The 26,495-nt window shown below is 70.7% G+C and carries 27 protein-coding genes and 1 pseudogene; 20 read left to right on the top strand and 8 right to left on the bottom strand.

What is annotated here, in order from left to right; genetic code table 11:
* The first annotated feature begins 55 nt into the window (after positions 1-55).
* From ybeY to era, 4 genes are read left to right on the top strand one after another with little or no spacing between them, the layout of a single operon-like run.
* Positions 56-610, top strand: a complete 555-nt coding sequence (gene ybeY / locus LBW94_RS34875; protein WP_225061181.1) for an rRNA maturation RNase YbeY — start codon at positions 56-58, stop codon at positions 608-610.
* A complete protein-coding gene (locus LBW94_RS34880) occupies positions 607-1,980 on the top strand; it encodes a hemolysin family protein (RefSeq protein WP_225061180.1) in 1,374 nt (457 codons plus the stop codon). Before ybeY ends, LBW94_RS34880 begins: the two co-directional genes overlap by 4 nt.
* Positions 1,973-2,392, top strand: a complete 420-nt coding sequence (locus tag LBW94_RS34885) for a cytidine deaminase (RefSeq protein ID WP_225061179.1) — start codon at positions 1,973-1,975, stop codon at positions 2,390-2,392. Before LBW94_RS34880 ends, LBW94_RS34885 begins: the two co-directional genes overlap by 8 nt.
* Complete coding sequence (gene era, locus LBW94_RS34890) at positions 2,389-3,318, top strand: GTPase Era (RefSeq protein ID WP_225061178.1); 930 nt, start codon at positions 2,389-2,391, stop codon at positions 3,316-3,318. The genes LBW94_RS34885 and era overlap by 4 nt, the downstream gene beginning before the upstream one ends.
* A gap of 3 nt (positions 3,319-3,321) precedes the next feature.
* Here era and LBW94_RS34895 read toward each other — a convergent pair whose 3' ends face one another.
* Positions 3,322-4,737, bottom strand: a complete 1,416-nt coding sequence (locus LBW94_RS34895; RefSeq protein WP_225061177.1) for an amidase — start codon at positions 4,735-4,737, stop codon at positions 3,322-3,324.
* Positions 4,738-4,890: 153 nt separating this feature from the next.
* Here LBW94_RS34895 and LBW94_RS34900 point away from each other — a divergent pair, with 153 nt between their 5' ends.
* From LBW94_RS34900 to LBW94_RS34910, 3 genes are all read left to right on the top strand, one after another.
* Positions 4,891-5,313 (top strand): hypothetical protein, encoded by a 423-nt coding sequence (locus tag LBW94_RS34900; RefSeq protein ID WP_225061176.1) that lies wholly within the window; start codon positions 4,891-4,893, stop codon positions 5,311-5,313.
* Positions 5,314-5,510: 197 nt separating this feature from the next.
* Positions 5,511-6,284: a DNA repair protein RecO gene (gene recO, locus LBW94_RS34905; RefSeq protein ID WP_225061175.1), complete on the top strand. Its 774-nt coding sequence runs from the start codon at positions 5,511-5,513 to the stop codon at positions 6,282-6,284.
* 219 nt (positions 6,285-6,503) lie between these two features.
* On the top strand, positions 6,504-8,957 hold the full coding sequence (locus tag LBW94_RS34910) for a DUF4132 domain-containing protein (protein ID WP_225061174.1): 2,454 nt from the start codon (positions 6,504-6,506) through the stop codon (positions 8,955-8,957).
* A 14-nt stretch (positions 8,958-8,971) separates the two neighbouring features.
* On the opposite strand, the gene LBW94_RS34915 is transcribed toward LBW94_RS34910, so the two are convergent.
* Positions 8,972-10,036 carry a polyprenyl synthetase family protein gene (locus LBW94_RS34915; protein WP_225061173.1) on the bottom strand — a complete coding sequence of 355 codons (1,065 nt, stop codon included), beginning with the start codon at positions 10,034-10,036 and terminating at the stop codon, positions 8,972-8,974.
* A complete protein-coding gene (locus LBW94_RS34920) occupies positions 10,033-12,195 on the bottom strand; it encodes a terpene synthase family protein (RefSeq protein ID WP_266272885.1) in 2,163 nt (720 codons plus the stop codon). The genes LBW94_RS34915 and LBW94_RS34920 overlap by 4 nt, the downstream gene beginning before the upstream one ends.
* A gap of 147 nt (positions 12,196-12,342) precedes the next feature.
* Between LBW94_RS34920 and LBW94_RS34925 the strand changes: the two genes are divergently transcribed.
* The 3 genes from LBW94_RS34925 (at position 12,343) to LBW94_RS34935 (ending at position 13,833) form a co-directional block, all read left to right on the top strand.
* Positions 12,343-12,498, top strand: a complete 156-nt coding sequence (locus LBW94_RS34925) for a hypothetical protein (protein WP_225062096.1) — start codon at positions 12,343-12,345, stop codon at positions 12,496-12,498.
* 118 nt (positions 12,499-12,616) lie between these two features.
* Entirely contained in the window at positions 12,617-13,429 is an 813-nt protein-coding gene (locus LBW94_RS34930; protein WP_225062095.1) for an isoprenyl transferase, read from the top strand.
* On the top strand, positions 13,426-13,833 hold the full coding sequence (locus tag LBW94_RS34935) for a YbjN domain-containing protein (RefSeq protein ID WP_416277015.1): 408 nt from the start codon (positions 13,426-13,428) through the stop codon (positions 13,831-13,833). The genes LBW94_RS34930 and LBW94_RS34935 overlap by 4 nt, the downstream gene beginning before the upstream one ends.
* A gap of 91 nt (positions 13,834-13,924) precedes the next feature.
* On the opposite strand, the gene LBW94_RS34940 is transcribed toward LBW94_RS34935, so the two are convergent.
* Positions 13,925-14,362 carry a Fur family transcriptional regulator gene (locus LBW94_RS34940; RefSeq protein ID WP_225062094.1) on the bottom strand — a complete coding sequence of 146 codons (438 nt, stop codon included), beginning with the start codon at positions 14,360-14,362 and terminating at the stop codon, positions 13,925-13,927.
* A 3-nt stretch (positions 14,363-14,365) separates the two neighbouring features.
* A complete protein-coding gene (locus LBW94_RS34945) occupies positions 14,366-14,773 on the bottom strand; it encodes an ArsR/SmtB family transcription factor (RefSeq protein ID WP_225062093.1) in 408 nt (135 codons plus the stop codon).
* 171 nt (positions 14,774-14,944) lie between these two features.
* Between LBW94_RS34945 and LBW94_RS34950 the strand changes: the two genes are divergently transcribed.
* The gene (locus LBW94_RS34950; protein ID WP_225062092.1) at positions 14,945-16,336 is read left to right on the top strand and encodes a glycine--tRNA ligase; all 1,392 of its coding nucleotides are present in this window, start codon (positions 14,945-14,947) and stop codon (positions 16,334-16,336) included.
* A gap of 18 nt (positions 16,337-16,354) precedes the next feature.
* Positions 16,355-17,332, top strand: a complete 978-nt coding sequence (locus LBW94_RS34955; RefSeq protein ID WP_225062091.1) for a serine hydrolase — start codon at positions 16,355-16,357, stop codon at positions 17,330-17,332.
* Between the two features lie 35 nt (positions 17,333-17,367).
* Here LBW94_RS34955 and LBW94_RS34960 read toward each other — a convergent pair whose 3' ends face one another.
* Positions 17,368-18,051 (bottom strand): LysR family substrate-binding domain-containing protein, encoded by a 684-nt coding sequence (locus LBW94_RS34960; RefSeq protein ID WP_323138006.1) that lies wholly within the window; start codon positions 18,049-18,051, stop codon positions 17,368-17,370.
* 140 nt (positions 18,052-18,191) lie between these two features.
* Positions 18,192-18,320: pseudogene (locus LBW94_RS44295) on the bottom strand (LysR family transcriptional regulator); the annotation flags it as partial.
* A gap of 84 nt (positions 18,321-18,404) precedes the next feature.
* Between LBW94_RS44295 and LBW94_RS34965 the strand changes: the two are divergent.
* Complete coding sequence (locus LBW94_RS34965) at positions 18,405-19,376, top strand: MBL fold metallo-hydrolase (RefSeq protein ID WP_225062090.1); 972 nt, start codon at positions 18,405-18,407, stop codon at positions 19,374-19,376.
* 111 nt (positions 19,377-19,487) lie between these two features.
* Here the strand turns inward: LBW94_RS34965 and LBW94_RS34970 are convergent, their stop codons facing one another.
* The gene (locus tag LBW94_RS34970; RefSeq protein ID WP_225062089.1) at positions 19,488-20,117 is read right to left on the bottom strand and encodes a YbhB/YbcL family Raf kinase inhibitor-like protein; all 630 of its coding nucleotides are present in this window, start codon (positions 20,115-20,117) and stop codon (positions 19,488-19,490) included.
* Positions 20,118-20,255: 138 nt separating this feature from the next.
* Here LBW94_RS34970 and LBW94_RS34975 point away from each other — a divergent pair, with 138 nt between their 5' ends.
* The 7 genes from LBW94_RS34975 to LBW94_RS35005 all read left to right on the top strand — a co-directional run bounded on the left by LBW94_RS34975 (position 20,256) and on the right by LBW94_RS35005 (position 26,396).
* The gene (locus tag LBW94_RS34975; protein WP_225062088.1) at positions 20,256-21,107 is read left to right on the top strand and encodes a helix-turn-helix transcriptional regulator; all 852 of its coding nucleotides are present in this window, start codon (positions 20,256-20,258) and stop codon (positions 21,105-21,107) included.
* Positions 21,108-21,252: 145 nt separating this feature from the next.
* Complete coding sequence (locus LBW94_RS34980; protein ID WP_225062087.1) at positions 21,253-21,645, top strand: hypothetical protein; 393 nt, start codon at positions 21,253-21,255, stop codon at positions 21,643-21,645.
* A gap of 87 nt (positions 21,646-21,732) precedes the next feature.
* Complete coding sequence (locus tag LBW94_RS34985) at positions 21,733-22,641, top strand: NADP-dependent oxidoreductase (RefSeq protein WP_225062086.1); 909 nt, start codon at positions 21,733-21,735, stop codon at positions 22,639-22,641.
* 94 nt (positions 22,642-22,735) lie between these two features.
* Positions 22,736-23,671 carry an ABC transporter ATP-binding protein gene (locus LBW94_RS34990; RefSeq protein ID WP_225062085.1) on the top strand — a complete coding sequence of 312 codons (936 nt, stop codon included), beginning with the start codon at positions 22,736-22,738 and terminating at the stop codon, positions 23,669-23,671.
* A 1-nt stretch (position 23,672) separates the two neighbouring features.
* A complete protein-coding gene (locus LBW94_RS34995; RefSeq protein ID WP_225062084.1) occupies positions 23,673-24,446 on the top strand; it encodes an ABC transporter permease in 774 nt (257 codons plus the stop codon).
* 151 nt (positions 24,447-24,597) lie between these two features.
* Positions 24,598-25,794 (top strand): sensor histidine kinase, encoded by a 1,197-nt coding sequence (locus LBW94_RS35000; protein ID WP_225062083.1) that lies wholly within the window; start codon positions 24,598-24,600, stop codon positions 25,792-25,794.
* Positions 25,791-26,396, top strand: coding sequence for a response regulator (locus LBW94_RS35005; RefSeq protein WP_225062082.1), 606 nt, complete (start codon positions 25,791-25,793; stop codon positions 26,394-26,396). Before LBW94_RS35000 ends, LBW94_RS35005 begins: the two co-directional genes overlap by 4 nt.
* Positions 26,397-26,495 lie beyond the last annotated feature (99 nt).

A 26,495-nucleotide genomic window follows, 5' to 3' on the forward strand; every position in this document is an offset into this window, starting at 1 on the left:
ACCGGTGTGCCGGACGTTGCTCGGCGCGTTGTTGCCGGTGGCCTAAGCTGACCGCGTGAGCATCGAGATCGCCAATGAGTCGGGTATCGACGTATCCGAGGAAGAGCTGGTCAGTGTCGCGCGGTTCGTGATCGGGCGGATGGACGTGCACCCGGCCGCGGAACTGTCGATGGTGCTGGTCGATCTCGACACCATGTCGGATCTGCATGTGCGGTGGATGGATCTGCCGGGGCCGACAGATGTCATGTCGTTCCCGATGGACGAGCTGGAGCCCGGGGGGCGGCCGGATAGTGCGGAGCCGGGGCCGTCGATGCTCGGCGACATCGTGCTGTGCCCGGAGTTCGCGGCCGAACAGGCCACGCGGGCAGGACATTCGCTGGATCAGGAGCTGGCGCTGCTCACCGTGCACGGGGTGCTCCACCTGCTCGGCTACGACCATGCCGAGCCGGAGGAGGAGAAGGTGATGTTCGGGTTGCAGAATCGTCTGCTGGCCGAATGGTACGAGAGCCTGCGCGAGGCGCAGCGCCGCGCCGAACTCGCCGAGCGGGATCGGCGGCTGCTGGGGAAGACGGGGTTCACCACCGACGGTGATCCGCTGGATCCCGCGTGACACCGATAGTTCTGCTGCTGCTGGCGATTCTGCTGGTGCCGGTGGGCGGGGTGTTCGCGGCCGTCGACGCGGCGCTGGCCACCACCTCGCCGGCCCGGGTGGAGGATCTGGTGCGCGGGGATCGCACCGGGGCGCGGCGGCTGGCCCGCATCGTGGTGGACCGGCCCCGGTACGTGAATCTCATGGTGCTGCTGCGGCTGGTGTGCGAGATCAGCGCGACCGTGCTGCTGGCGGCGGCGTTGTCGCATGTGCTCGGTTCCGGTTGGGCGCTGCTGCTGACGGCGGTGGTCATGGTGCTGGTCGACTATGTGGTCATCGGTGTCGGGCCGCGCACGCTGGGGCGTCAGCACGCGTATTCGATCGCGCTGGCGGCCGCGCTGCCGTTGCAGGTGATCGGTTCGCTGCTGGGGCCGGTGAGCCGGTTGCTGATCGTGATCGGTAACGCGATCACCCCGGGTAAGGGATTCCGCAACGGGCCGTTCGCCTCCGAGGTGGAGCTGCGCGAGGTGGTGGACCTGGCGCAGGCCAGCGGGGTGGTGGATTCCGAGGAACGCCGGATGATCCAGTCGGTGTTCGAACTCGGCGACACCGCCGCCCGCGCGGTGATGGTGCCGCGCACCGAGATGGTGTGGATCGAGGCGGACAAGACCACGGCACAGGCGATGTCGCTGGCGGTGCGGTCCGGGCATTCGCGAATTCCGGTGATCGGCGAGAACGTCGACGACATCCTCGGTGTCGTCTATCTGAAAGACCTTGTGCAGCATATGGATCGGGGCAAACGAGTGCGGGTGCGCGAGGTGATGCGCGCCCCGGTGTTCGTGCCCGACTCCAAACCGCTGGACGTCCTGCTCGACGAGATGCAGCGCCGCCGCAACCACATGGCGCTGCTGGTCGACGAATACGGCGGCATCGCCGGTCTGGTCACCATCGAGGACGTCCTCGAGGAGATCGTGGGGGAGATCGCCGATGAGTACGACACGCACGAGATCCCGGATGTGGAAGATCTGGGCGGCGGCAAATACCGTGTGTCGGCACGGCTTTCGGTCGAGGATCTGGCCGAGTTGTTCGGCATGGAGGTCGACGAGGAGGATGTCGACACCGTCGGCGGCCTGCTCGCCCACGCCCTGGGCCGGGTGCCGCTGCCGGGGTCGAAGGCGGTGGTCCACGGGCTGCAACTGCGCGGTGAGGGCGGCGCGGATGCCCGGGGCCGGGTCCGGGTGCACACCGTGGTGGTGCGGCGCGCCCCGGAGAAGGCCGAGAAGCCGGGCCGGGAGACCGGCCGCAACGGCGCCGAGCACACCATCGATGATCGGCAGGGGAACGGATCCGGCGGGAAGCCGGGACTCGACGAGGGAGTTGGCGATGACTGAACCGAAGTCCACCGGCCTGGATGCCGAGGACAACAAGTTGCTGGTGCTGGCGCGCGGCGCGATGGCCCGCGCCGGGCACGGCAGCGGCGCGGCCGTGCGCGACAGCGACGGCCGCACCTATGCCGCGGGCCCGGTGCGCCTGCAGGCGCTCTCGCTGACCGCCCTGCAGGCCGCCGTCGCCGCCGCCCTGTCCAGTGGCGCCGAGGGTTTCGAGGCGGCGCTGGTGGTCGGTGGCCAGTTGCGCGACGAGGGGGTCGCCGCGGTGCGCGAGGTGACGCCGGCGGCGCGGATCATCCTCGCCGATCGCAGCGGGGCGGTGTACGACATCGTGGAGGCGGTGGCGTCCGATCTGACCGGCGCGCGCGTGCCGGAGGGTTTCGACCTGGACACCGAATCGGAGGTGTTCGAATGAGCGATGAATTCCGTTCCGGGTTCGTCTGTTTCGTCGGCCGGCCGAACACCGGCAAGTCGACGCTCACCAATGCCATGGTGGGGCAGAAGATCGCGATCACGTCCTCCCGCCCGCAGACCACCCGGCACACCATCCGCGGCATCGTGCACCGCGAGCACGCGCAGCTGATCCTGGTCGACACCCCCGGCCTGCACCGGCCCCGCACGCTGCTCGGCCAGCGGCTCAACGATCTGGTGCGCGACACCTATTCGGAGGTCGACGCGATCGCCCTGTGCATCCCGGCCGACGAGAAGATCGGGCCGGGCGACCGCTGGATCGTGCAGCAGATCAACCAGATGGCCCCGAAGACGACGCTGATCGGTGTGGTCACCAAGATCGACAAGGTGGATCGCGGCGCCGTCGCCGAACAACTGCTGGCGCTCTCGCAACTGCTCGGCCCGGCGGCCGAGGTGGTGCCGGTGTCGGCGGTGCGGGGTGAGCAGGTGGAGGTGCTCGTCGACGTCATCGCGTCGAAACTGCCGGAGGGACCGGCCTTCTACCCCGACGGCGAACTCACCGACGAGCCCGAGGAGACGCTCATGGCCGAGCTGATCCGCGAGGCCGCGCTGGAGGGCGTCCGCGACGAACTGCCGCATTCGCTGGCGGTGGTCATCGAGGAGGTGCTGCCGCGCGAAGCCGAGGACGGCGAGGAGGAAGCGCCGAAATCCGGTGAGCTGCTGGACGTGCACGCGATCCTCTACGTGGAACGGCCCAGTCAGAAGGCGATCGTCATCGGCCGCGGCGGATCCCGGCTGAAGGAGGTCGGCACCGCCGCCCGCAAGCAGATCGAGCATCTGCTCGGCACCCGCATCTACCTGCACCTGCACGTGAAGGTCGCCAAGGATTGGCAGCGGGATCCGAAACAGCTGGGCAGGCTGGGGTTCTGACCGTCATCCGGCCTGCCACCAGGGCCGTGGCCGGACCCGCTCCCAGTGCAGCTCCGATTCCAATTGGGCGGCAACGGAGATCAGCAGGGCGTCCGAATTCGCGGGGCCCATCAGTTGCGCGCCGACCGGCAGCCCGGCGCCGGTGAACCCGGCGGGAACGTTGACACTGGGCCAGCCCAGCACGTTCCACGGCCAGGTGTAGGGGCAGGCGGCGGTGATGAGGGCGTCGGTGGCGAAGCTGCCCAGGCCGTCCATGGCGTGCACCGGCGGCGGGGGAGTGGCGGTGGTGGGGGCGAGCACCAGATCGTGGTCGTGGAAGAAGCGGCCGATGCGCTTGTGCAGCAACGGCTCCAGCGCCCGGGACAGCGCCAGCGCGGGCCCGGCCAGCCACCGGCCGGTGGCGGCGTTGGCGCGGGTCCGTGGATCCACCTGGGCGCCGGGAAGTTTCGCCAGCTCGGCCCGCACCCCCGCCATCGAGCGGGGCAGGAACGCGGCGCCGATCAGCAGGCCGTAGTGCAGGTCGGCGACGGTGACCGTATGGCCGAGGCGGCGCAGCACCGCCGCGGTCTCGTGTACCGCCGCGGCCACCTCGGGATCCAGTGCGGTCCGGGTGGCGGTGAACGGAATACGCAGGGACAGAGCGATTCTCAGCTTTCCCGGATCGCGGCCCACGGCCTCGGACGCGCTGATCGCCGGTGGCGTGTGCCGATCACCGGGATGTGGTCCGGCGGCGATGTCGAGCAGCAGCGCGGCGTCGGCGACGGTCCGGGCCAGCGGCCCGTTGACGGTGAGCCCGTGGAACGATTCCGCGCGCGGCCAGGTCGAGATGCGGCCGCGCTGCGGTTTGATGCCGACCAGGTGGGTCCAGGCGGCGGGGATGCGCACCGATCCGGCGCCGTCGGAACCCAGTGCGGCGGGCAGCAATCCGGCCGCGACCGCCGCCGCGGCGCCGCCGGAGGAGCCGCCGGGGGTGTGCTCGGCGTGCCACGGGTTGCGGGTGTAGCCGAAGGCGGCGGCGTCGGTGAACGGCCACTGCCCGATCTCGCAGGTGTTGGTCTTGCCCACGACCACCGCTCCCGCCGCCCGCAACCGGCGCACCGCCTCGGCATCCTCGGCCTGCGGCGGGAACTCGCCGCCGCAGCCGAAGGCCGTTGGCGCACCGGCGATGTCGGTGTCGTCCTTGATGGCGATCGGCACGCCGAGCAGCGGTGCGCGCGCACCCTCGGCGCGGCGGCGATCGGCCGCGGCGGCCTCGGCCAGCGCCTCGGTGCGGCGGATCACGCGGAAGGCGTTGAGGGTGGGCTGCGTCGCCTCGATCCCGTCCAGGACGGCCGTCGTCGCGGCCACCGAGGTCACGCTGCCGCCGGCGATCGCGGCCGCCAACTCGGTCAGTCCCGGTTGCTGTTTCGATGCCGTCATCGTGAACTCCTCCCTGCCGCAGGAACGCTAGCGGCCCGCCGGTCGAATATCCATGATCGGGAAGCACCCTCCGGACATTTTCCGGGCCGGGTAGCGGGACCGTGTCCGAATTGTGGCTCGCAGTCCCGGCCGGGTGACCTTACGATCCACGGCGTGAAGTGGATGCCGCGGGTCTTCGGTGTGAAAGAGCTACCACCCCAATTGCGTTCGGACCTCGAAGCGGAGGGGATGGTGGTGTTCGCCCCGTTCAGCGGGTCGCTGGCCCGTCGCAATCACCGGACCGCGCTGCATTATTCGTCGGCCAGCTGGGAGAACATCGACGGCGGCACCGTGGCGCTGAGCCGCCGCCGGCTGGTGATCTGGGGCAACCGTCAGACCCTGGTCGAGGCGCCGCTCGGCCATCCGGGTCTCACCGTGGACCTGCGCGGCCCGGAGCAGGTGTCGGTGGAGGTCGACCAGTTCGCGATCGGCCAGGCCGGATCCGGCTGGATGACCCTGCTGCTGCGCACCCTGCAAGGCCCGCGCATCGCCCAGGTGTACGGTGACGCCGGTCACCAGTGGTCGGCCTTCCACTGACTCGCGGTGATCCGGGTGTTTGCCGACTCGAGTATTCGCCGGACCCGCGTCTCCCGTCGAGTCGTTCAGTTCACGTCCACCGGTTCCCGGCGGTCCGCGTTCGAGGGGTCCGGGTTCGCTCCGCTCGGGTGGTCTGCCTCGGCCGCGCTCGGGGCGGTCCCCGTCCGGTCGGCGGGGAAGCGTGCGAGGATGGCGGGGTGCGTGTCTACCGGGACCAGGCGGTCGTGCTGCGCCAGCACAAGCTGGGCGAGGCCGATCGCATCGTCACGCTGCTGACGCGACAGCACGGGCTGGTGCGCGCGGTGGCGAAGGGGGTGCGGCGTACCCGCTCGAAGTTCGGCGCGCGACTGGAACCGTTCGCCTATGTCGACGTGCAGTTGTATCCCGGCCGCAGCTTGGACACCGTCACCCAGGTACACACCGTGGAGGCGTTCGCCTCCGACATCGTCGCCGACTACGGCCGCTACACCACCGCCTGCGCGGTCCTGGAGACCGCCGAACGCCTGGCCGGTGAGGAGCGCGCCCCCGCCCCCCGCCTGCACACCCTGACCGCGGGCGCCCTGCGCGCCATCGCCGCCGGCCACCGTCCGCACGAGCTGATCCTCGACGCATTCCTGTTGCGCGCCATGGGTTTCGCCGGCTGGGCGCCAGCCCTGGACGAATGCGCCCGCTGCGCGACCCCCGGCCCGCACCGCGCCTTCCACGTCGCCGCCGGCGGCGCGGTCTGCGTGCACTGCCGTCCACCGGGCGCGGCCACCCCGGCCCTGGGTGTCCTGGACCTGATGAGCGCCCTGCACCGCGGCGACTGGAGCGGCGTGGACGCCGTTCCCACCGGAATACGCCGCCAGGCCAGCGGCCTCACCGCCGCCCACCTGCAATGGCATCTGGAGCGCCAACTCCGCACCCTGCCCCTGATCGAGCGCACCCGCCCGCACGGGGCCGTCGAGGCCGCCGACAGCCGGGTCGGCTGAACCCTCGGGCCACCGGCCATCCGTGCGGTGCGCCGGGCCGACAGTCGTGTGGTGCGCAGCGCACAACCGCCGTGCCGGGCTCGCCGTGTCCGCTGCGGTGCCGGGTCATCGTGTCGGCCGTGCGGTGTCTCCGTCCGCGTCTCGTCGTCGGGGCGGATTGTCGGTCGTCTCCGCTAGATTCCGTGCCGAGTAGGACCGCACGAGCATTCGGGGGACGAATTGACACACATCGCAACGACATCCGGTCTCCGCGTCGTCGGCGCCGCGCTCGGTGAGGCCGGCGCGGAGGACCTTCCCGAGCTGCTGGTATCGCCACCATGGTTGCAGCGCAAGCGGATTCGGCCGCGTGTGGTCGAGGTGGCGGCGGTGCATCGGCCGTTTCGGCTGGAATGGCTGCCGGGTGAGCGGCAACGCTGGGCCGACACTCCGCCTCGCCGCACCGGTAGCGACGAGGCGTGGCAGCACGAGATCGAGGCGATGCGGGCCACGCCTCACAATCGGGTCGTCGAGGTGCTGGCCGACGCGCCCGAACATCTCGCCCGCCCGCATCTGGCCTGGCTGCCGGAACTCCCGATCCACGGCCGCATCCCGTTCTGGTACCAGGACGAATACGGCTACATGCAGGCCAGATTGGACAGCCATCTGCGGCTGCTCGGCCGCTACGGCGACGAGGTGGTCACCTTCCTCGCCGAGGGCACACCGACGCACGCATGGGGTTCGGGAAGCCTCTGGGAGCCCGTCGTCGGCACGGATGTCACCTGGATGATGGTGGACTGGCTGGACGACAGCCAGGAACGAATCAGCCGCAACTGGTTCCGCCGGCACGCCGCGGCGGCCGCCCGCGATCTGATCCCCGCCGCGGTCGGTTCCGTGGTGAAGCAACGCCGTGCCGCGGAGCGGGTGTTGCGGATGCTGGACCGTTCGGGGCACCGGGCCGAGGTGCTGGCGGCGGCGGCCGAGTTCGGCGACGAGGTCTACGGGGTCGTCATCGAATGCCTGGACGGTGACCCGTTGCTGTGGCTGCCCACTCGGGTGCCGAAGCCGCCCGAGTGGGTGCGGCTCGCCGCGCTGCCCAGGATCCGGTTGCGGGATCGGGCCCTCGCGCTACCGGAATCGGCGGTCGCCCATCTCGTCAGCATGCTGATGATGTGCCGTCCGGACGATGATTACGCCGGTGTGCGCGCGGTCGCGGAGGTGGTGGACCCGGCCTCCGCGGGCGAGTTCGCCTGGGCGCTGTTCCGTGCCTGGCAGGCGGCCCGCTTCCCGGCCAAGCGCAACTTCTGGCCGCTACGAGCGCTGGGCCTGCTCGGCAACGACGACACCGCCGCGCGGTTGCGCCGCCTCGCGGAAACGGAGAAGGCGATCAACCGGGCCGTGGAGGCCGTCGACATGCTGGTGATGATCGGCACCGCCAACGCCTGCATGCAGTTGCAGCTGTTGCGGGAGGCCTCGGTCTCGAAGATGTTGCGCCGCAAGGTCGAACGCGCCATCCGAGATGTCTGCGAACGACAGGGCAGCACCGAGGCGGAGTTCGCCGACCGGGCCGTCCCGGATCTCGGTCTCTCGGCGGCGGGCACCATGATGGTGGACTACGGGACGCGGCGATTCGTGGTCGGCTTGGACGCGCAGTTGCGGCCGGTGGTCCGCGATGAGGACGGCACTCCCCGCGCCACCCTGCCGAAGCCGGGGAAGTCCGACGATCCGGCGGTGGCGCTGGCAGCGCACACCGCCTATGGCTCCTTCAAGAAGCTGTTGCAGTCCGCGGTCACCGATCAGTCGGCGCGCCTGGAGGCGGCGATGGTGCGCCGCCGCCGCTGGACCGCCGAAACCCACCGCCAGATCTTCCTGGACCATCCGCTCCTGAAGCAGCTGGCCATGCGACTGGTGTGGGTGGTGTTCGCCCCACCCGGCGCGGATCTCCGGCCCGCGGTCCCTGCGGGCATGGTCGCCGGCGGTACGGCCCACGAAGGTTCGAGCTTCGAGGACCACGCCGCTGCCAGTGCCCCGGTGGAAAGCGGGCTCGGTGATCGTGCGGCTGTGGCTGACGGCATTGCCGCTGAGCGCGTTGCGGCCGCCGGCGGCGCCGCGGCGGAGTCTGCTGCCGGTGGCGAGGTCGGTGAGCAGATTGCCCCCGGGGCCATCGGATTCGGTGAGCGCGTCGTCGGTGCGTTCCGTGTCGATGCCGATGGCACGCTCGCCGATGTCCACGACGAGCTGCTCACCTTGCCCGACGATGCGATCGTCGGGGTGGCGCACCCGCTGGATCTGGGTGAGAGTCTGGCCGCCTGGTCGGAGGTGTTCGCCGATTATCAACTACTGCAACCATTTTCGCAGCTCGAGCGGGCTGTCTTCGCGCCGGGGTGTGCGGAGGTCGAGGCGGGTGTGGAGCGGTATCGCGGCATGGTGGTGCCCACCGGGCGGATTCTGCGGCTGGTATCGCACGGGTGGAAGAAGGGGTATCCGAGCGATGGGGTGATCGGATTCGTGAGTGTGCCGGTGGGTGAGGGTGGTTCGGTGCAGGTGCGATTTCGTCCCGGGATCGAGGGCCGGAACCCGATGAGCAATCCGGAGCAGACGGTCGAGGCGGTCACGTTGGCCGACGTGGACGGACTGGTGGCGTTGGGCCCGGTCGTCGTCTCCGAATTGCTGCGGGATCTGGAGTCGCTGCGGTGAGCGGTGGGCGGGGTTCAGCGGTCGCGGTGGACCACGGCGTCGGCGAGGTGGAGCAGGTCGGCGGCGGCCGGATGGTCCAGCAGCGGGCCGATCGCGGAGTGCAGGTAGCGCTGGGATTCGGTGTGCGCCCACTGCTTTCCACCGGCCGCGACGATCAGGTCGGCGGCGCGGGCGACCTCGGCGGGGCTCAGGGGGTGGTTCGCGCGGTAGAGCGCTTCCAGGTCGCGCCCGGCGGAGGTGGCGGAGGTGAGGGCGGCGACCACCGGCAGGGAGCGTTTGCGCCGAATCAGGTCGTTGCCGACCGGTTTTCCGGTGCGGGCCGGGTCGCCCCAGATCCCGAGCAGGTCGTCGACCAGTTGGAAGGCGACGCCCAGTTCGCGGCCGAACCAGTTCATCCGCTCGACGACGGGCGGCGGGGCGGACGCGGCGAGTGCGCCCAGGACGCAGGCGCAGCCGAGCAGGGAGCTGGTCTTCTGCTGGACCGTGGTGAGGCATTCGTCGACGGTGATGTGCTGGCGGGTCTCGAAGGCGCAGTCGCGCTGCTGGCCCAGGCACAGCTCGATGACGCTGTCGGTCAGCTGGATCACCGACTGCGGCGACGACACCGGGGCCTCGGCGAGGGTGCGCACGGCCAGGCCGTGCATGGCGTCGCCGACCAGAATCGCGTTGTCGATACCCCACACCCGCCACACCGTCGGGCGGCCCCGGCGCAACGCGTCCCGATCCATGACGTCGTCGTGGATGAGGGTGAAATTGTGCACGAGTTCGATCGCGGCGGCGGCGTGCACGGCCGTCTCCGGTGTGCCACCGGCGGCGGCGGTGGCGGCCAGCACCAGGGCCGGCCGCATGCCCTTCCCGGAGCCGGTGGCGGTCTCGGTGCCGTGCTCGTCCCACAGGCCGAGGTGGTACCCGGACATGAGCCGCAGTTCGCCGGGCAGTGAGTCGATCGCGGTGCGCAGCAACGGTTTCGTCAGGAACTGGGCCCGGGTGAGGACGAGCCGGGCCTGAGCGGAGGATCCGCGCCGGGGCTCGGGCGGGAAGGATGCGCCGAAATCGGCATCGGCGGTCGCTGTGCTCATGCTGGCCTCCCGGTATTGGTGCGGCGACCACCGAGTGCGCTGACGAACGGCCCGGTCGGTCCGGCGATGCGCGGCCGTGGCCGCTGTGGTGCTGCGGCGGTGTACCGGCCGGTGCCGGTATGCCAGGCGAGATTGCCCGCCAGATACTGCTGCCAGCGGTGCACCTGGGCGAGCACGGCCGCCCGGGTCGCGGCGGCGACCGCGTGGTCGGTGAAGAACACCGGCAGCTTGTCGCGCGCCGTCTGCTCGAATTGGCGCAGCCGCTCCTCGGCCAGATCCACGACGATGTCGCGGGCGGCGTCGCGGGTACAACCGAGGAACGATTGGGTGATGTAGACCAGATTCTGATGTTCGCCGCTGTCGTGGATCTCGCGGCGGTACGAGTACAGGTCGTTCACCAGTGCGGCATGGTCGAGCGCCGAATTCTCCAGTTGCCGGAGCACACTCGTGTCGGCGAGGGCGTCGGCGGCGGACGGGTGCCCGGCGGGCCGGCCGAGCGCGGTGACCAGCCGGCCGCCGAAGGCCGCCCGGCGGTTCTCCAGGTGGTCGACGGGGTCGGGGATGCGGCGGCGGATCTCGTTGTCCAGCCACAGCTGCCAGGACTCGACGGAATCGAGTACCGCGGCCCGCACCTGCCTCAGGGTGGCGGCCTCGGTGGTGGCGGAGGTGTCGCACCACAACTGCGCCAGCGCGCGTTCCACCGGTGTCACGGGCGGCTGCGGCGGCGGGTCGGCCAGGAACTGCGGCAGCCGGCGCAACTGCTCCCGGCCGGCCGACGGCAGCGCGCGGTAGGCGTGCGACAGCAGGTCGCCGACGTGGAAACCCCAGGCGCACCACCGGGCCCGCAACACCAGTTCGGATTCGCTCACCTCGGGGTGGACCAGGGCGGCGAACAGCGCGAAATCGGCCTCGGCCATCGACTTCGCCGTCCAGCCCGGGGCGGCCGGATCCAGCAGGCCCGTCGCCGCGACCCACCGCGGCAGGTCGTCCCGGGCCGCGGCCAGATGCGGGTTGGGGGTGGCGGGGCCGGGCGGGGTCAGTCCGGTGACCGGCAGCGTGCCCGGCGAGCGTGCGGGCGGGGTGTGCTGGTTCAGCTGGATGCGCAGCCCCGGGATCAGGCGAGCGGTGACGGTGCCCAGGCCGGTGGGCCCGGTGTCGAGCCCACTGTTCATGTAGCGGCTGGACCGCAGGTGCCATTCGTGCCCGCCGGCCTGCCAATCCTGGAGCCCGAGGACGTAGCGGCCGACCGCGGCCTGTTCGGCCGCACTGGCCAGGCGTGCCGAGAACAGTTGTGGCACTTCGACTTCGGCGGTGTCCTCGAACTGCTTCAGCCGGGTGGTCAGCAGATCGTTGACCAGATTCGCCGCGGTCTGGGTGGGCAGGCCGAGGAAGGTCTCCAGCACCAGCACGGCGTTCGCGTTCTCGCCCTCGACGCGCACCTCCCGTTCGTAGGAGAACAGGTCGTTGCGCAGGTGGACGGCATCGGAGAAGGTGTCGCACAGCACCCGCAGCGGGCGCTCGGTGGCGAACCGATCGGGAACCTCGGCCCCGGCGGCATACTCGACCAGATTCGCCGACCACGGCGCACCGCCGACCCGCCGGCGCATCTCGATGTATTCGAGCGGATTGGCTATTCGTTCGCGGGCGATATTGTCCAGCTCCCACAGGGATTCGACCATGAGGTTGTGAGTGCTGAGTACCATGCGCCGCCGCCAGGCCGGTGACATCGAGGAGGCGGTGCGCGCCCAGCAGTCGGCGAGCCCGGCCTCGGCCGGATTCTCCGGGTCGGGTGCGGGGGTGCCCGGTTCGGCCATGAAATGCTCCAGCCGCTCCAGATATCGCGTGGCGGTGCCGCGCTGCCCGCCGTTCTTGAATTTGGCGAGGAAGTCGTCGTCGAAGAAGAAGACCCAGACGTACCACTCGGTGACCAGTGCGAGTGCCTCGGCATCGCAATCCGGGTGGGTGTAGGCGCAGAGCAGGGCGAAGTCCATCCGCTCCAGCCGCTCGGCATCCCACACCAGGCCACCGGCCGGGTCGGGTTCGTCGAGAATGCCCATGCGCTTAGCCCAGTCCAGTGAATGGGCACGCGCGAATTCCAGATGTGAATTGAGGCGGGGTGGATGGGGGAGATAGAAATCGGGCAGTGTGAAGGGCTTCACGCCGGGCCCTTTCTCGCTGTGAAACGTGTTGTTATTCCTGTGCGCCGGTGATCCGGGGTGACACGATCCGGGAGAGCCGATCGAAAGAGAGGAACCTGAAAATCCGCTGCATTCTCACTGCGACAACGCGTTCAGCTTCGAAATCCCATGGTAGCGGCCATATTGCGGGCTGCCAAGAGCAACAACGAGATCCAACTGTCCGGTCTGCTCGAATCGGGTGCGGCTCGTGACCCGGATGCGGCGGTATCCGCCGCGGCGAATTCCGTCGAACACGGCATTCCGGCCCGGGAAGAATGTGTGTGAATTCATCGATCGCGGCGGTATTTCGTCCGGGACACGCCGTCCGCTCCCGGTCACGGGCCGTCCGGGCGTGGCGAGGACTTCCGGATCCGCCGGGATCGCCGCGCGCGCGTGGTGCAGGATGGTGGTCGTGATCGGTCACCGCACCCCGTACGCCCCCGCCGAACCCACGCGCACCGTCCGCCCGCCGACGCCGCACCCGTCGGGCGCTCGCCCGCCCGCCATCCCGCAGGAGTTCGTGCCACGGCACGTGGCGCTGGTAATGGACGGCAACGGCCGCTGGGCGCAGGAACGCGGGCTGGCACGCACGGCCGGGCACGAACGCGGTGAGGCGGTCCTGATGGACACCGTCGAGGGCTGCATCGAGATCGGGGTGCGGTGGTTGTCGGCGTACGCGTTCTCCACCGAGAACTGGCGGCGCAGCCCGGAGGAGGTGCGCTTCCTGATGGGCTTCAACCGCGACGTGATCCGCCGCCGCCGCGACGAGATGCACGAGATGGGGGTGCGGGTGCGCTGGGCCGGCCGGCGGCCGCGGTTGTGGCGCAGCGTGATCAAGGAGCTGGAGACCGCCCAGGAGCTCACCAAGGACAACACGGTGATGACCCTCACCATGTGCGTGAACTACGGCGGCCGCGCCGAGATCGCGGACGCCGCGCGGGAGATCGCCCGCCGGGTCGCCGCCGGTGAGCTGGATCCGGAGAAGATCACCGAGAACACCTTCGCCCAGTACCTGGACGAACCGGATATGCCCGATGTGGACCTGTTCCTGCGGCCGTCCGGCGAACTGCGCAGCTCCAACTTCCTGATCTGGCAATCGGCCTACGCCGAGTTCGTGTACCAGCACACCCTGTTCCCCGACTTCGACCGCCGCAACCTGTGGGCGGCGTGCCTGGAGTACGCCGAGCGCGACCGGCGCTTCGGCGGGGTGAAGTGAGCGCCGCCGATCCCGCGGTCGCGCAACTCCAGGACCGCGCGGCGGAGTGCCTCACGCGGTACGAGATCGCGGTCCGCGCCGAGGACGGCGGCCTCGGCTTCGAATACGACGGCGCATTGTGCTCGCTGCGCGCGGTGAGCCTGGCGCCGGGCCTGGACGTGCTGACCCTCACCTGCGTCCTGGCCTGGGACCGGCCGTTGAAACCGCAGCTGCACAAGCGCGTCGCCGATCGCAACGCGGCGTTGCAGTTCGGTTCGATCACCGTCGTCGGGCACGACAGGCTCGCCGACGTGATCTTCCGCTACACCTTCCCCGCCGCCGGCCTGGCCGACGAGGCACTGGCGACGATGCTGGTCCTGGTGCTCGCCGGGGCGGGCCGGGCCCGGCAGGGCCTGCTGCCCTGAAGGTGCCCCCGTGGCCGAACCTGTCCCGGCCTGATTCGGCGACCGGTCGCAGCCGGGCGCGCGCCGCGCCCGGCTCTGCCCTCGGTGCGCGTCAGCCGCACCCGCCGCGGCCGGCCGCGGCGCACTCCCGGCAGGTGCCGAACACCTCCATGGTGTGGCTGATATCGATGAAGCCGTGCTGGCCCGCGACCGATTCCGCCCACGCCTCCACGGTCGGGCCCTCGACCTCGACGGTACGGCCGCAGTGCCGGCACACCAGATGATGGTGGTGGCCCTTGGAGCACTGCCGGTAGACCGACTCGCCGGAGTCGGTGCGCAGCACGTCCACCTTGCCGGCGTCGGCCAGCGATTGCAGCGTGCGGTAGACGGTGGTCAGGCCGATGCCCTCGCCGCGGCGGCGCAGTTCGTCGTGCAGTTCCTGGGCGGACCGGAATCCGTCGATATCGCCGAGCAGGGCCGTGATCGCGGTGCGCTGGCGGGTGCTGCGGATGCCGACGGCCTTCTCCGGTGTCTCCGTGTTGTCGGGCACCGGTCACCCTTCCTCGGCGTGGGCGACCGCATCGACGACGATGCGGGCCAGATGATCGTCGACCAGCTCGTAGATGACCTCGCGGCCGGTCCGTTCGCCGCGCACCACGCCCGCCGACTTGAGGATGCGCAGATGCTGGCTGACCAGCGGTTGCGTCACGCCCAGGGTGTCGACCAGCTCGTGCACGCAGCGCGGCGATTCACGCAGTTGCAGCACGATGGCGATCCGCACCGGCGCGGCGAGGGCGCGCAGCAGCTCACCGGCGTTGTCGAGCACGCCGCGCGGTGGTACCGCGGGGGCCGAGGGCGCCCGGTAGGGGTAGGGATCGTGGGGAATGGGCGTGGGTGCTTCCACGGCGACGCGGCTACGCCGCCCGGGAGCACCCCCGGGAGCGCCACTGTCGGCGGTCATCGAACCAACTCCTTATTGGAAATCGATGCCAATTATTGGTATGCGCAGGTGCGCATGTCAACCACGGGGTCGGGCGTGTCACTCGGATACTGCTTCGACCACGCCGGGGGCAGGCCATTACGCTGGACGGGATCGCCGTTTTCCGCACCGTCCAGAGGGAGAGCTCGAGTCGTGGCACCCAAGTCGAAGGTCGACACCGTCGCCAATCTCGCCAAGCGCCGGGGTCTGGTCTACCCCAGCGGCGAGATCTACGGAGGCACCCGGTCGGCGTGGGACTACGGCCCACTCGGTGTCGAACTCAAGGAGAACATCAAGCGGCAGTGGTGGCGGGCCATGGTGACCAGCCGCGACGACGTGGTCGGCCTGGACTCCTCGATCATCCTGCCGCGTCCGGTGTGGGTCGCCTCGGGTCACGTCGCGGTGTTCAACGATCCGCTGGTGGAATGCCTGAACTGCCACAAACGGCACCGGCAGGACCACCTGCAGGAGGCGTACGCCGAGAAGAACAAGATCGACGACCCGGACAGCGTCTCGATGGAGCTGATCGGCTGCCCCGACTGCGGCACCGTCGGCAAGTGGACCGAGCCGCGCGACTTCAATATGATGCTGAAGACCTACCTGGGCCCGATCGAGTCCGAGGAGGGCCTGCACTACCTGCGGCCGGAGACCGCGCAGGGCATCTTCGTGAACTTCGCGAACGTGATGACCACCGCGCGCAAGAAGCCGCCGTTCGGCATCGCGCAGATCGGCAAGAGCTTCCGCAACGAGATCACCCCCGGCAACTTCATCTTCCGCACCCGCGAGTTCGAGCAGATGGAGATGGAATTCTTCGTCAAGCCCGGTGAAGACGAGCAGTGGCACCAGTACTGGATCGACACCCGGTTCGCCTGGTACACCGATCTCGGCATCGATCCGGAGAATCTGCGGCTGTACGAGCACCCGAAGGAGAAGCTGTCGCACTACTCGACCCGCACGGTCGACATCGAGTACCGCTTCCACTTCCAGGGCAGCGAATGGGGTGAGCTGGAGGGCCTCGCCAACCGCACCGACTTCGACCTGACCACGCACTCGCAGCACTCGGGCAGCGATCTGAGCTTCTTCGATCAGAACACCAACGAGCGCTACACCCCGTACGTGATCGAGCCCGCGGCCGGTCTCACCCGCTCGCTGATGGCCTTCCTCATCGACGCCTACAACGAGGACGAGGCCCCCAACGCCAAGGGTGTGCCGGAGAAGCGCACGGTGCTGCGCCTGGACCGCCGCCTGTCCCCGGTGAAGGCCGCGGTGCTGCCGCTGTCTCGCAACGCCGATCTGTCGCCGAAGGCGAAAGACCTTGCGGCACAACTGCGCCGGAACTGGAACGTCGACTTCGACGACGCCGGCGCGATCGGCCGCCGCTACCGCCGCCAGGACGAGATCGGCACCCCGTTCTGTATCACCGTCGACTTCGACACCCTCGAGGATCAGGCGGTCACCGTCCGCGAGCGGGATTCGATGGCCCAGGAGCGCATCGCCCTGGACCAGGTCGAGGGCTACCTGGCGCAGCGGCTGATCGGGGCCTAGTCCGCCGGATCCGGTGGTATGACAACCGTTTTCGAGCAGGCGGGCGTGCACGGCCGGTTGCACGCCCGCTGTCTCGGCACCGGCGCCGAGATCGATTGGGGCGCGGACGATCCCGTCGTGCTCGCCTCGGTGGTCAAGGTGCCGCTGGTGTTGGAGTTCGGGCGGCAGGCCGCGGCCGGGCAACTCGATCCGGCCGAACGGGTACGGGCGGTCGCGGCCGCCCGCCTCGGCGGCACCGGACTCGCGGGCTGCGCCGACGACGTGGAACTGAGCCTGCGCGATGCCGCCTACCTGGCGTTGTCGGTCAGCGACAACACCGCCGCCGACCTGCTGTTCGATCGCGTCGGCCTGGACAACGTCCGATCACTGGTCCGGGAACTGGGCTTGGCGCGGACCCGAATCGTCGGCGCCCCAAGGGATATCGTGCGGTCCATGGTGGAGGACCTCGGCGTCGGCGGCGCCGGAGCACCCGGCGCTGTCGTGGATTCGGGCGCCGGCTCGGAGGATTCGAGGGCCACGGCCGAGAGTTCGCGTGCCGGCGGCGCGGTGGCTCCGGGCGTCATCGACGCGGGCGAGTTCGCCCGCCGATTCTCCGCGCTCGGCGTCGACGAGGTGTTCGGCCTGCGCGCGCTGGATCCGTTGCGCACCAACGCGAGTACGCCGCGGGAGATGACCCGGATGCTGGCGGCCATCGCCCGCGACGAAGCCGCTCCACCGGAGGTCTGCCGGTGGCTGCGGGGTCTGATGGGCTTGCAGGTCAACTGGTATCGGCTCGCGGCGGCCTTTCCGCCCGAGGTCGCGGTGTGGGGCAAGACCGGCACGCTGCCGGGGTTGCGCCACGAGATCGGCGTCGTCGAATATCCCGACGGCGGCCGGTACGCGGTCGCGGTGTTCACCCGCGCGCGGACGCTGGAACAGCGCCTGCCGCACGTGGATCGGGCGATCGGGGCGGCGGCGCACGAGGCGGTGGAGCGGCTCCGTCGCCGGGCGGTGTGACGAGGTGGTGCAACGGTCCGTGGCGGCGGTCGACCTCACGGGCGTCCGAACACCGCGTTCCAGGGACGTTGCCCGTCCGCGACCGGGGCGGCCGACGAAACCCCTTCCGCCCCCAGCACTTCCGCGATCAGGTCGGCGAGCCGGCGCACCGCCGGATGGGGGACCGTGGCGGGCCAGGCCGCCGACATGCGGCGGATCAGCGGGTGATCGCGTAACGGCCGCCACACCACCCGGGTCTCCTTGCGCGCCACCGCGCCCTGCTCGAAGGCCACGCCGTGGCCGGAAAGCACCTGACCCAGCACGAATTCCGGATTGCGGGCGTGCACCACGCGGACCGGCCGGAAGCCGTGCTCCCAGCAGGTGCGCAGGGTGGTGTCGTAGAGGTCCGGCGCCGCCGCGCGGGGAAACAGCACCAGGCCCTCGCCGGCCAGGTCGGCGAGGGTGAGTTCCGGGCGGGTGGCCAGCGGGGAATCGCGGGGGAGGACCACGCCGAGCGGGGTTTCGATCACCGGGCCCAGTTCCAGTCCGAGCACGTCCACCGGGTGCTGGAGCAGCCCGGCGTCGAGTTCGCGCTCGGCGAGCAGCCGGAGTTGTTCGGCGGTGCTGAGTTCCAGCAGATCCAGCCGGACCTCCGGATATCGCTGCCGGAAGCCGGTGAGCAGCGCCGCGAGGATCCGGCCCGGCAGTTCTGGCGGCACCCCGACGCGCAGCGCGTCCATTCGCCCCGATGTGCCTTGCCCACCAGGGTTTTCGCCCGATCCCAGCGGGCCAGCAGGTCGCGGGATTCGGCGAGCAGGATCTGACCTGCCTCGGTGAGTTCCGCGCCGCGCCGGCCGCGGTCGAACAGCCGCGCGCCGAGGTCCCGCTCGAGTTCCCGGATGCGCTGGCTCAGCGGTGGCTGCGCGATGCCCAGCCGTTCGGCGGCCCGGCCGAAATGCCGCTCCTCGGCGACCACGACGAAGTAGCGGAGTTTGCGCAGGGGGTCCACCCTGCGACGATATCGGTTTCGATATGGCCCGGCCGCTGGATCGGTCTTGGACGGCCGGGCCGTTGCCGTGTTTCGTTGTCCGGCATGAGAGATTCGACGTTTCCCGGCACGGGGCCGACCCGGCGAGCGCTCCTCGGCGCGGGGGCCGCCGCCGCGACCGCACTGCTGGCCGCGTGTGCGAGCGGCGGCCCGGCCCCGGGACCTGCGACCACACCCGGGGTCACCCTGAGCTGGTGGGGCAACAACGGCTGGGAGATCCGCGCGGGCGCTCGGACCGTCCTCATCGATCCGTGGCTGACCCGCTTCAAGACCGGTACGTACACCCCGCAGGGCGCCGATCCGAGGTCGCCGCTGTCGGTGGACACCGCGCTGATCGACTCGTATCTGGATTCCGGCCGGCTGCGCGCCGACCACATCCTGGTCACCCACGGCCACTACGACCACCTGACCGATGTGCCGTATCTGGCGCAGCGGACCGGCGCGACGGTGCTCGGTACCGAGACCCATCTCACTCTGATGGCCGCGCTCGGCGCTCCCGAGAATCAACTCGCGCTGGTCACCGGGGGTGAGGAGCTGGACTTCGACGGCTATTCGATCCGGGTGCTGCGGTCGCTGCACTCCGAGATCGGGCCGCGTACCCAGATCCCCTACCCCGGCACCAGACCCGGCTACCCGGCGACGAAACCGCCACGGCCGGAAGTGATCTCCGATCTGGTGGAGGGTGGCACCCTGGCCTACCAGGTGACCGTCGGCGCGACGAGCGTGCTGAACTTCGGCGGCGCCAACTACATCGAATCCGAACTGGCCGGACTGCGCCCGGACGTACTGCTGCTCCCGACCGGCGGCGCGCGGGTGCACGACTACGTCGCCCGCCTGCTGCGAATCCTCGGCCACCCGCGCTGGGTACTGCCCACGCACTGGGACGATTTCGACCTTCCCCTGGGTGAACCCGCCCGTGACGCCGGTGGTCTGGAACCGCTGCGGAAGGCGGTCGCCGCAGCGGATCCGAGCGCGCGATTCCGAGTGCCCGCCCACGTGGAGACCATCACCTTCTGACTCCCCGGATGTCGTTCGACACTCGATAATGTTGCTGGGCAGCACCTTCGGGGTACACCGCCGGTATCCGAGGCCAATCCGTCCGGCTGCCGGGGCCGTGGTCGCCGGACGCTAGCGCTGGGCGGTGACGACCATGCGGGCGTATCCGATGATGTGGCTGTACATCGAGAACGTGGCCAGGGCCGGTGGGGTCGCGGCGGGCAGGCCCAGGGTCGGGACGTCCAGCGCCAGTACGGTGATCCGATAGTGGTGGGCCGGGTCGCCGGTCGGCGGGCAGGGGCCCTGGTAGCCGGTGGTGCCGGCGTCGCCGGTGCCGGCGACCGCGGCCGTGGCGACGGCGTCCGGAGCCGCTCCGGCGGTGGCGGGGATGTCCCAGGCCAGCCAGTGCCAGAATCCGTTGCCGGTCGGTGCGTCCGGGTCGAACATGGTCACCGCGAAGCTGCGGGTACCGGTGGGGGCTGCGGTCCATTGCAGTCGCGGTGCGTGTCCGCCGCCGGTGCAGCCGAACGAGTTCGCCAGCTCGTCGGCCGGAAAGGACTGTCCGTCACGAACATCGGGGCTGGTAACGTGGAAAGTGGCCACACCGGTGGGTATTCCGGATCGGATCTGGTTGGCATCGGGGCTGGGGCTGGGGCTCGCCGTGGCCGGCGTGGCGGCGGGGTGGCTGCCGCTCCCGCATGCGGCGGCGAAGGCCACCAGCGGGGTGGCGATGATCGCGGTGATGCGGACCAGGGGTCGCACGACTGCTCCTTCGGTTGCTGTTCGAATACTGGAACGATCGTCTCGCTGTATGGGATCTCCGGGAAGGCTGCGCGCATCCTGGTATTCCGGCTGCCACCCGGCGGACCGGCGCGGATCGGGCTGCGCGATGATGGACCGGTGAGTACGGCGGGACGCGAGACGGAGCTGGGATCTTTCCTGCGTGCCATGCGGAACCGGGTGCGGCCGGAGGAGGTCGGATTGCCCTGCTCCGGTCACCGCCGCACCCCCGGCCTGCGCCGTCAGGAGGTCGCCGAGCTCGCGGCGGTCAGCATCGACTGGTACATCCGCCTGGAACAGGGACGGGTCGGCGTGCCCGGTTCGGCGGTGCTCGACGGTATCGCCGACGCGCTGCGGCTGACGTCCGCCGAACGCACCCACCTGCATCTGATCGCCCGCGGCGAGGCGCCCCCGCAGGCCCGGCGCCCGGCCGCGGTGCGGCCGTCGCTGCGGGTGATCCTCGACGGGCTGGCCGCCCTGCCCGGTTATGTGGTCGACCATCGGTTCGAGGTGCTGGCGCACAACGAGGCGGCCGCCGCCCTGTTCGGCGACGACTTCGGCACCGGGCCGGCCGCCAACACCGCGCGCCTGCTGTTCCTCGACCCGGCGGTCCGCCGCTCCCATGTGAACTGGGAACAGATCGCCCGCGAGACGGTCGGTAACCTGCGGGTCAACCTCGCCCGCTACCCCGGCGACACCGGCCTGCGCGCGCTGATCGACGAATTGAACAGCGCCAGTGCGGAATTCGCTGCCTGGTGGCGCGACCACACGGTCCGTGAGCGCGCGCACGGCACCAAGACGATCCGCCTCCCGCAGGGCGATCTGACCGTCGCCTACGACAACTTCGCCGCCCAGGACGATTCCGGCCAGACCCTCGCGGTGGTCACCCCGGTCGACGAGGCCGCCGCCCGCATTCTCGACAGCCTGATCGCCGTCCGCCTCGCCACGGTCCGCTTGCCCGCGGCGGGCTGAACTCCACCGCAGGGATCTGTTCGACCGACCGGTCTTCCGGTAACGCCCTGCGGCGCGCGGACGCACCCAGTAGGGTTTGCGCGAAAGAAGGGTGCTGTGTGGGGGCCCGGGTGGGCGCGGCCGAGACGACATCGAGGTGGGACTGGTGGATTCGGGGGATTCCGCGCGATTCGCGCGGGCCCGGATGGGGCGGTTGCTGGACTTTCCGGTGGCGATCGGGTCGATGGCGGGACTGGTGGTGTTCGGTGCGGCCGGACTGACCGCGATTCACGATCGGGCCTGGCTTCCGGCGGTGCTGTCCGGACTGCTGGCGATCCCGTGCGCGCTGGTCGTGCTGGTCAACATCGTCGTCGAGACCGCCGGATATCTGGCCGGATGGCTGGCGGCCGCGGTCGTGGTGCTCGCGCTGCCCTTGCTGCCGGTTCCCGCGGTCCGGCGCTGGGTGGGCCGGATCATGCAGCAGCACAACGTGTTCGGATGCGCGGAGCCGGACCGGCCGATCGGGTACGGCCCCGGGATACGGCCGCCGTATCGCTGAGTCCGTGCGGCGGGCCGGGAATATCCGGCCGTCCGGGTACGTTCGGTCTCGGGCGAAACGATGTTTCCCGATCCGGAAGGTGCAACTATGGCGCGGGCGGTCAGGTTCGATCGGTACGGCGATGTCGATGTGCTGGACGTCGTCGAGGTGCCGGACCCGGTGGCGGGTCCGGGGCAAGTGGTGGTCGCGGTGCTCGCGGCCGGGATCAATCCGGGCGAGTCGAAGATCCGCCAGGGGTTGCTGCACGATCGGTGGCCCGCGACGTTCCCGTCCGGGCAGGGCAGTGATTTCGCGGGCCGGGTGGTGGCGGTCGGCGAGGGCGTCGGCGGTCTGGAACCCGGCGCCGAGGTGATCGGCTTCACCGACGAGCGGGCCAGTCACGCAACGCATGTCGTGGTGCCGTTCGAGCAGCTGACGCCGAAGCCGGCGGATCTGCCCTGGCCGGTGGCGGGTTCGCTGTACGTCGCGGGGACCACCGCGTTCGCGACGGTGCGGGCGGTGCGCGCGGAGGCCGGTGAGGTGGTCGCGGTGTCCGGCGCGGCGGGCGGCGTGGGATCGATCGCGGTGCAGTTGTTGCGGGCGCGCGGTGCGACGGTCGTCGCGATCGCCGGGCCGGCGAACCACGACCGGTTGCGCGCGCTCGGCGCGATTCCGGTCGCCTACGGTGACGGGCTCGCCGAGCGGCTGCCCGCCGACATCGACGCGTTCATCGACACCCATGGCGACGGCTACGTGGACCTGGCGCTGAACATCGGCGTGAAACCCGACCGCATCGACACCATCGCCGACTTCGCCGCCGTGGAGAAGTACCATGTCCGCAGCGACGGCAATGCGGCCGCGGGCACCATCGATGTGGTTGCGGCACTGGCGGATCTGGTCGTCGACGGCACCCTGGAGATCCCGATCGCCGCCACCTATCCGCTCGAACTGGTCCGGGATGCCTTCCGCGATCTGGAGGGCGGCCACACTCACGGCAAGATCGTGCTGCGGCCCTGAGGTCCGCGGCGCCACCGGGCCCATGACAGACGTCACGGCAGGTTCGTGACGCTCGGGCCGGGTACGGCGCCGCCGGGCGGGTGACAGTGGAGGCATGACCTCATCGATCACGGCCCGCCCGGCGGACCGGCCCGGTATCGGGCCGGCCATCGAGATCCGCGGGCTCACCAAGAGTTTCCACACCCGGGCCGGTGTCGTCCGGGCCGTCGACGGCCTCGACCTGGTCGTCGGCCCGGGGGAGATCGTGGCCTTCCTCGGCCCCAACGGGGCCGGCAAGTCGACCACCATCGACATGCTGCTGGGACTGCTGCACCCGGACGCCGGGCAGATCCGGGTGTTCGGCGGCACGCCCGGCAATGCCATTGCGGCGGGCCGCATCTCGGCCGTGCTGCAATCCGGCGGCCTGCTGCCGGATCTGACGGTCGCCGAGACCGTGCGCCTGGTGGCCGTGCTGCACGCCTCGCCCCGGCCGGTCGCGGAAGTGCTGGCGCGGGCCGGGATCTCGGACATCGCCGACCGGCTGGTCGGCAAGTGCTCCGGTGGTCAGCGGCAACGGCTGCGGTTCGCGCTGGCGCTGCTGCCGGATCCGGATCTGCTGGTGCTCGACGAGCCCACCACCGGCATGGATGTCGAAGGGCGGCGCGAGTTCTGGAACGCCATCCGCCGCGACGCCGGTGACGGCCGCACGGTCCTGTTCGCCACCCACTACCTCGACGAGGCCGACGCCTATGCCGACCGGATCGTGCTGGTGCGCAACGGAACCGTGGTCGCCGACGGCAGCGCCGCCGCGGTCAGGAACCTCGCCGCCGGGCGCACCCTCAGCGCCACCCTGCCCGGCGCCGACCGGGCGCGGCTGTCGGAGATCCCCGGCGTGGACCGGGTGGAGCAGCGCGGCGACCGAATCATCGTGCACGCCAAGGATTCCGATGCCGTCGCGCGCTATCTGCTGACCGCCACCGCCGCCGTCGACCTGGAGATCACCGCCCGCACCCTCGAGGACGCGTTCCTCGCCCTCACCGGAGACAACTGACATGACCGTGCTCGACACCCGGCCCGCCCGGCGGCTTCCCGGCGGCCTCAGCCCCGGTTTCCTGGCGCTGGAACTGCGCCGCATGCTGCGCAACCGCCGCACCATGCTGTTCACGCTGCTGATCCCCACCCTGTTCTTCACCATCTTTGGACTGCAATCCAACTTCCGCACAACGACTTTCGGATCGGGCAATGTCACCGCGTACGTCATGGTCTCGATGGCCGTGTACGGCGCGATGCTCGCCACCACCAGCGGCGGCGCCATGGTGGCCGTGGAACGCGCGCACGGCTGGAGCCGGCAGTTGCGGCTGACCCCGCTGCGGCCGGCCGCCTACATCGCCACCAAGATGATCGTGGCGATGACGCTGGGGCTGGTCTCGGTGACGGTGGTGTTCGTCGCCGGCGGCTTCGTCGGCGCGCGGCTGCCCGCCGGCGCCTGGGCGGGCTGTTTCGCGCTGGCCTGGCTGGGCTCGCTGGTCTTCGCCGCGTTCGGCCTGTTCGTGGGCTATCTGCTGCCGTCGGAGAACGTGATGCAGATCGTCGGCCCGGTGCTGGCGGCACTGGCGTTCGGCGGCGGCCTGTTCACCCCGTTGCACGGCTGGTTCGCCACCGTCTCGAAGGTGTTCCCCACCAACGGCATCGCCACCCTCGCGCGGCTGCCGTTCGCCGGCACGAGCGCGGCCTCGATCGTGCTCGCGCTGCTCAACATCCTCGTCTGGACGGCGGTTTTCGCAGGTGGCGCCGCCCTGCTGTTCCGCCGCGACACCGCCCGATGAGGCAGTACCCACCGGCCACCGGTCCGCATCCCGTGGGCCGGTGCGGTAGCGTGCGCGATCGTGGGCAGCGCGGCCGGGCCGGTGCGAGGATGAGGAACCGGCTCGCCGCGCTGCCCCGGCACGGACGCGCCCGATCGGAGTGGAGGTAGCCGTGCCGACGCCGCTGGCGGGCCTGCCGCTGCGGTGGTCCCGGTTGCTGGACCGGGCCGCCGAGCGGTCGGCCGACCGGGGTCCGCGTACGATGCGGCAGCCCAGCGCCGGCGCCGTCCTCGGCGCCGGGATGGCCGTCGTCTGGTTGCTGTATCTGATCCCGCCGATCCGGCAGCTGTGGATCCACGGGCACGAACTGCGGGCCGGATGTGCGAGCGCCGTCGTGATCGCCTACGGCCTCGTGATCGCCAACGCGCTGACGAGCCGTCGCGAGGCGGACTGGGAGGACGGTCGGCAGCCACCGGCCCGTGCCGTCGCCTGGGTGCGGCTGGGTGCGCTGGCGGTCCTGTTCGGGATCGACCTGGCGGTGCTGGGTGCCCCGGCGGCGTCCACGGCGCTGTATATCGCCGTGGTCGCGATGTTCGTGCTGCCGCCGCGGCAGTCCGGCATCGTCGCCTTCGCGGTGGGGGTGCTGTTCCTCGCGATGGCGCTGCTGCCCGCGACGCGGCTGGGCAGCAGGGCGGTCATCATGGCCCTGATCCCGTCGGTGATCTGGTTCGGGCGTGAGATCGGCGCTCGGAGTGAGCAGTTGCGCGTGCTGGCCCGGCGTCAGCAGGCCGAACTGGCGATCAGCGAGGAGCGCAATCGGGTGGCCCGCGACGTGCACGACATCCTGGGCCATTCGCTCACCGTGATCACGGTGAAAACCGAACTGGCGCAACGACTGCTGGACCTGGATCCGGATCGGGCGCGAGCCGAGCTGGCCGACGTCGAGCGGCTGGCCCGGGAGGCGCTGGCCGGGGTGCGCGACACCGTCGGCGGCCTGCGTGAGGTCGGTCTCGCCGGGGAACTCGCCAACGCCCGCACCGCCCTGCACGCCGCGGGTATCGTCGCCGAACTGCCGGACGCCGAGGTACCCGGCGCCCGCGGCATCGTCTTCGGCTGGGTGCTGCGCGAGGCCGTCACGAATGTGGTGCGGCACAGTCGTGCCCGGCACTGCCGGGTCGTGGTGACCCCCGCCGCCATCGAGATCACCGACGACGGCGACGGATCGGCGGCCACGGTCCGCTTCGGATCCGGCCTGCGCGGCCTGCGCGACCGGGTGCGCGCCGCCGGGGGCGCCCTCGCCCTCACCACACCCCCCGGCGGCGGCCTGCGACTGGCCGCCACCTTCGACGACGAGAGCGATGCCCGATGATCCGCTTGCTGCTGGCCGACGATCAGGCGCTGGTGCGCGGTGCGCTGGCGGCCCTGCTCGGGCTGGAACCGGATCTGGAGGTGGTCGCCGAGGTCGGCCGCGGGGACGAGGTGCTCGCCGCCGTCGAGCGCAGCGCCCCGGACGTGGTGCTGCTGGACGTGGAAATGCCGGGCCTGGACGGCATCTCGGCCGCCGGACAGGTGCACGCGCGCTTCCCGGAGGTGCGCATCCTGATGGTCACCACCTTCGGCCGCCCCGGCTACCTGCGCCGCGCGATCGACGCCGGCGCCGACGGATTCATCGTGAAGGACACTCCCGCAAGGGAACTGGCCGACGCCGTGCGTCGCGTACAGCTGGGCCTGCGAGTGGTGGACCCGGCACTGGCCGCCGAAACCCTCACCGCTGGAACATCTCCGCTGACCGTCCGGGAACGCGAGGTCCTGGCCGCGGCCGCCGGCGGCGGCACCGCCGCCGCGATCGCCGCCCGCCTGCATCTGTCCGAGGGCACCGTCCGCAACCACCTCTCGGCCGCGATCGGCAAGACCGGCAGCCGCACCCGCGCCGAGGCCGTCCGCGCCGCCGAACGACTGGGCTGGTTGTAGGCCCCAGGGCAGGCGTAGGTTCGGATGGCTGCCGTCGAGTCCTGTACCGGCTCGGTCGTTTTCGGCGATCCTGTTGCGGCCGCCGCGGGAGTGACGAAC

This window comes from Nocardia sp. alder85J, from assembly GCF_020176955.2.
GTDB lineage: Bacteria > Actinomycetota > Actinomycetes > Mycobacteriales > Mycobacteriaceae > Nocardia.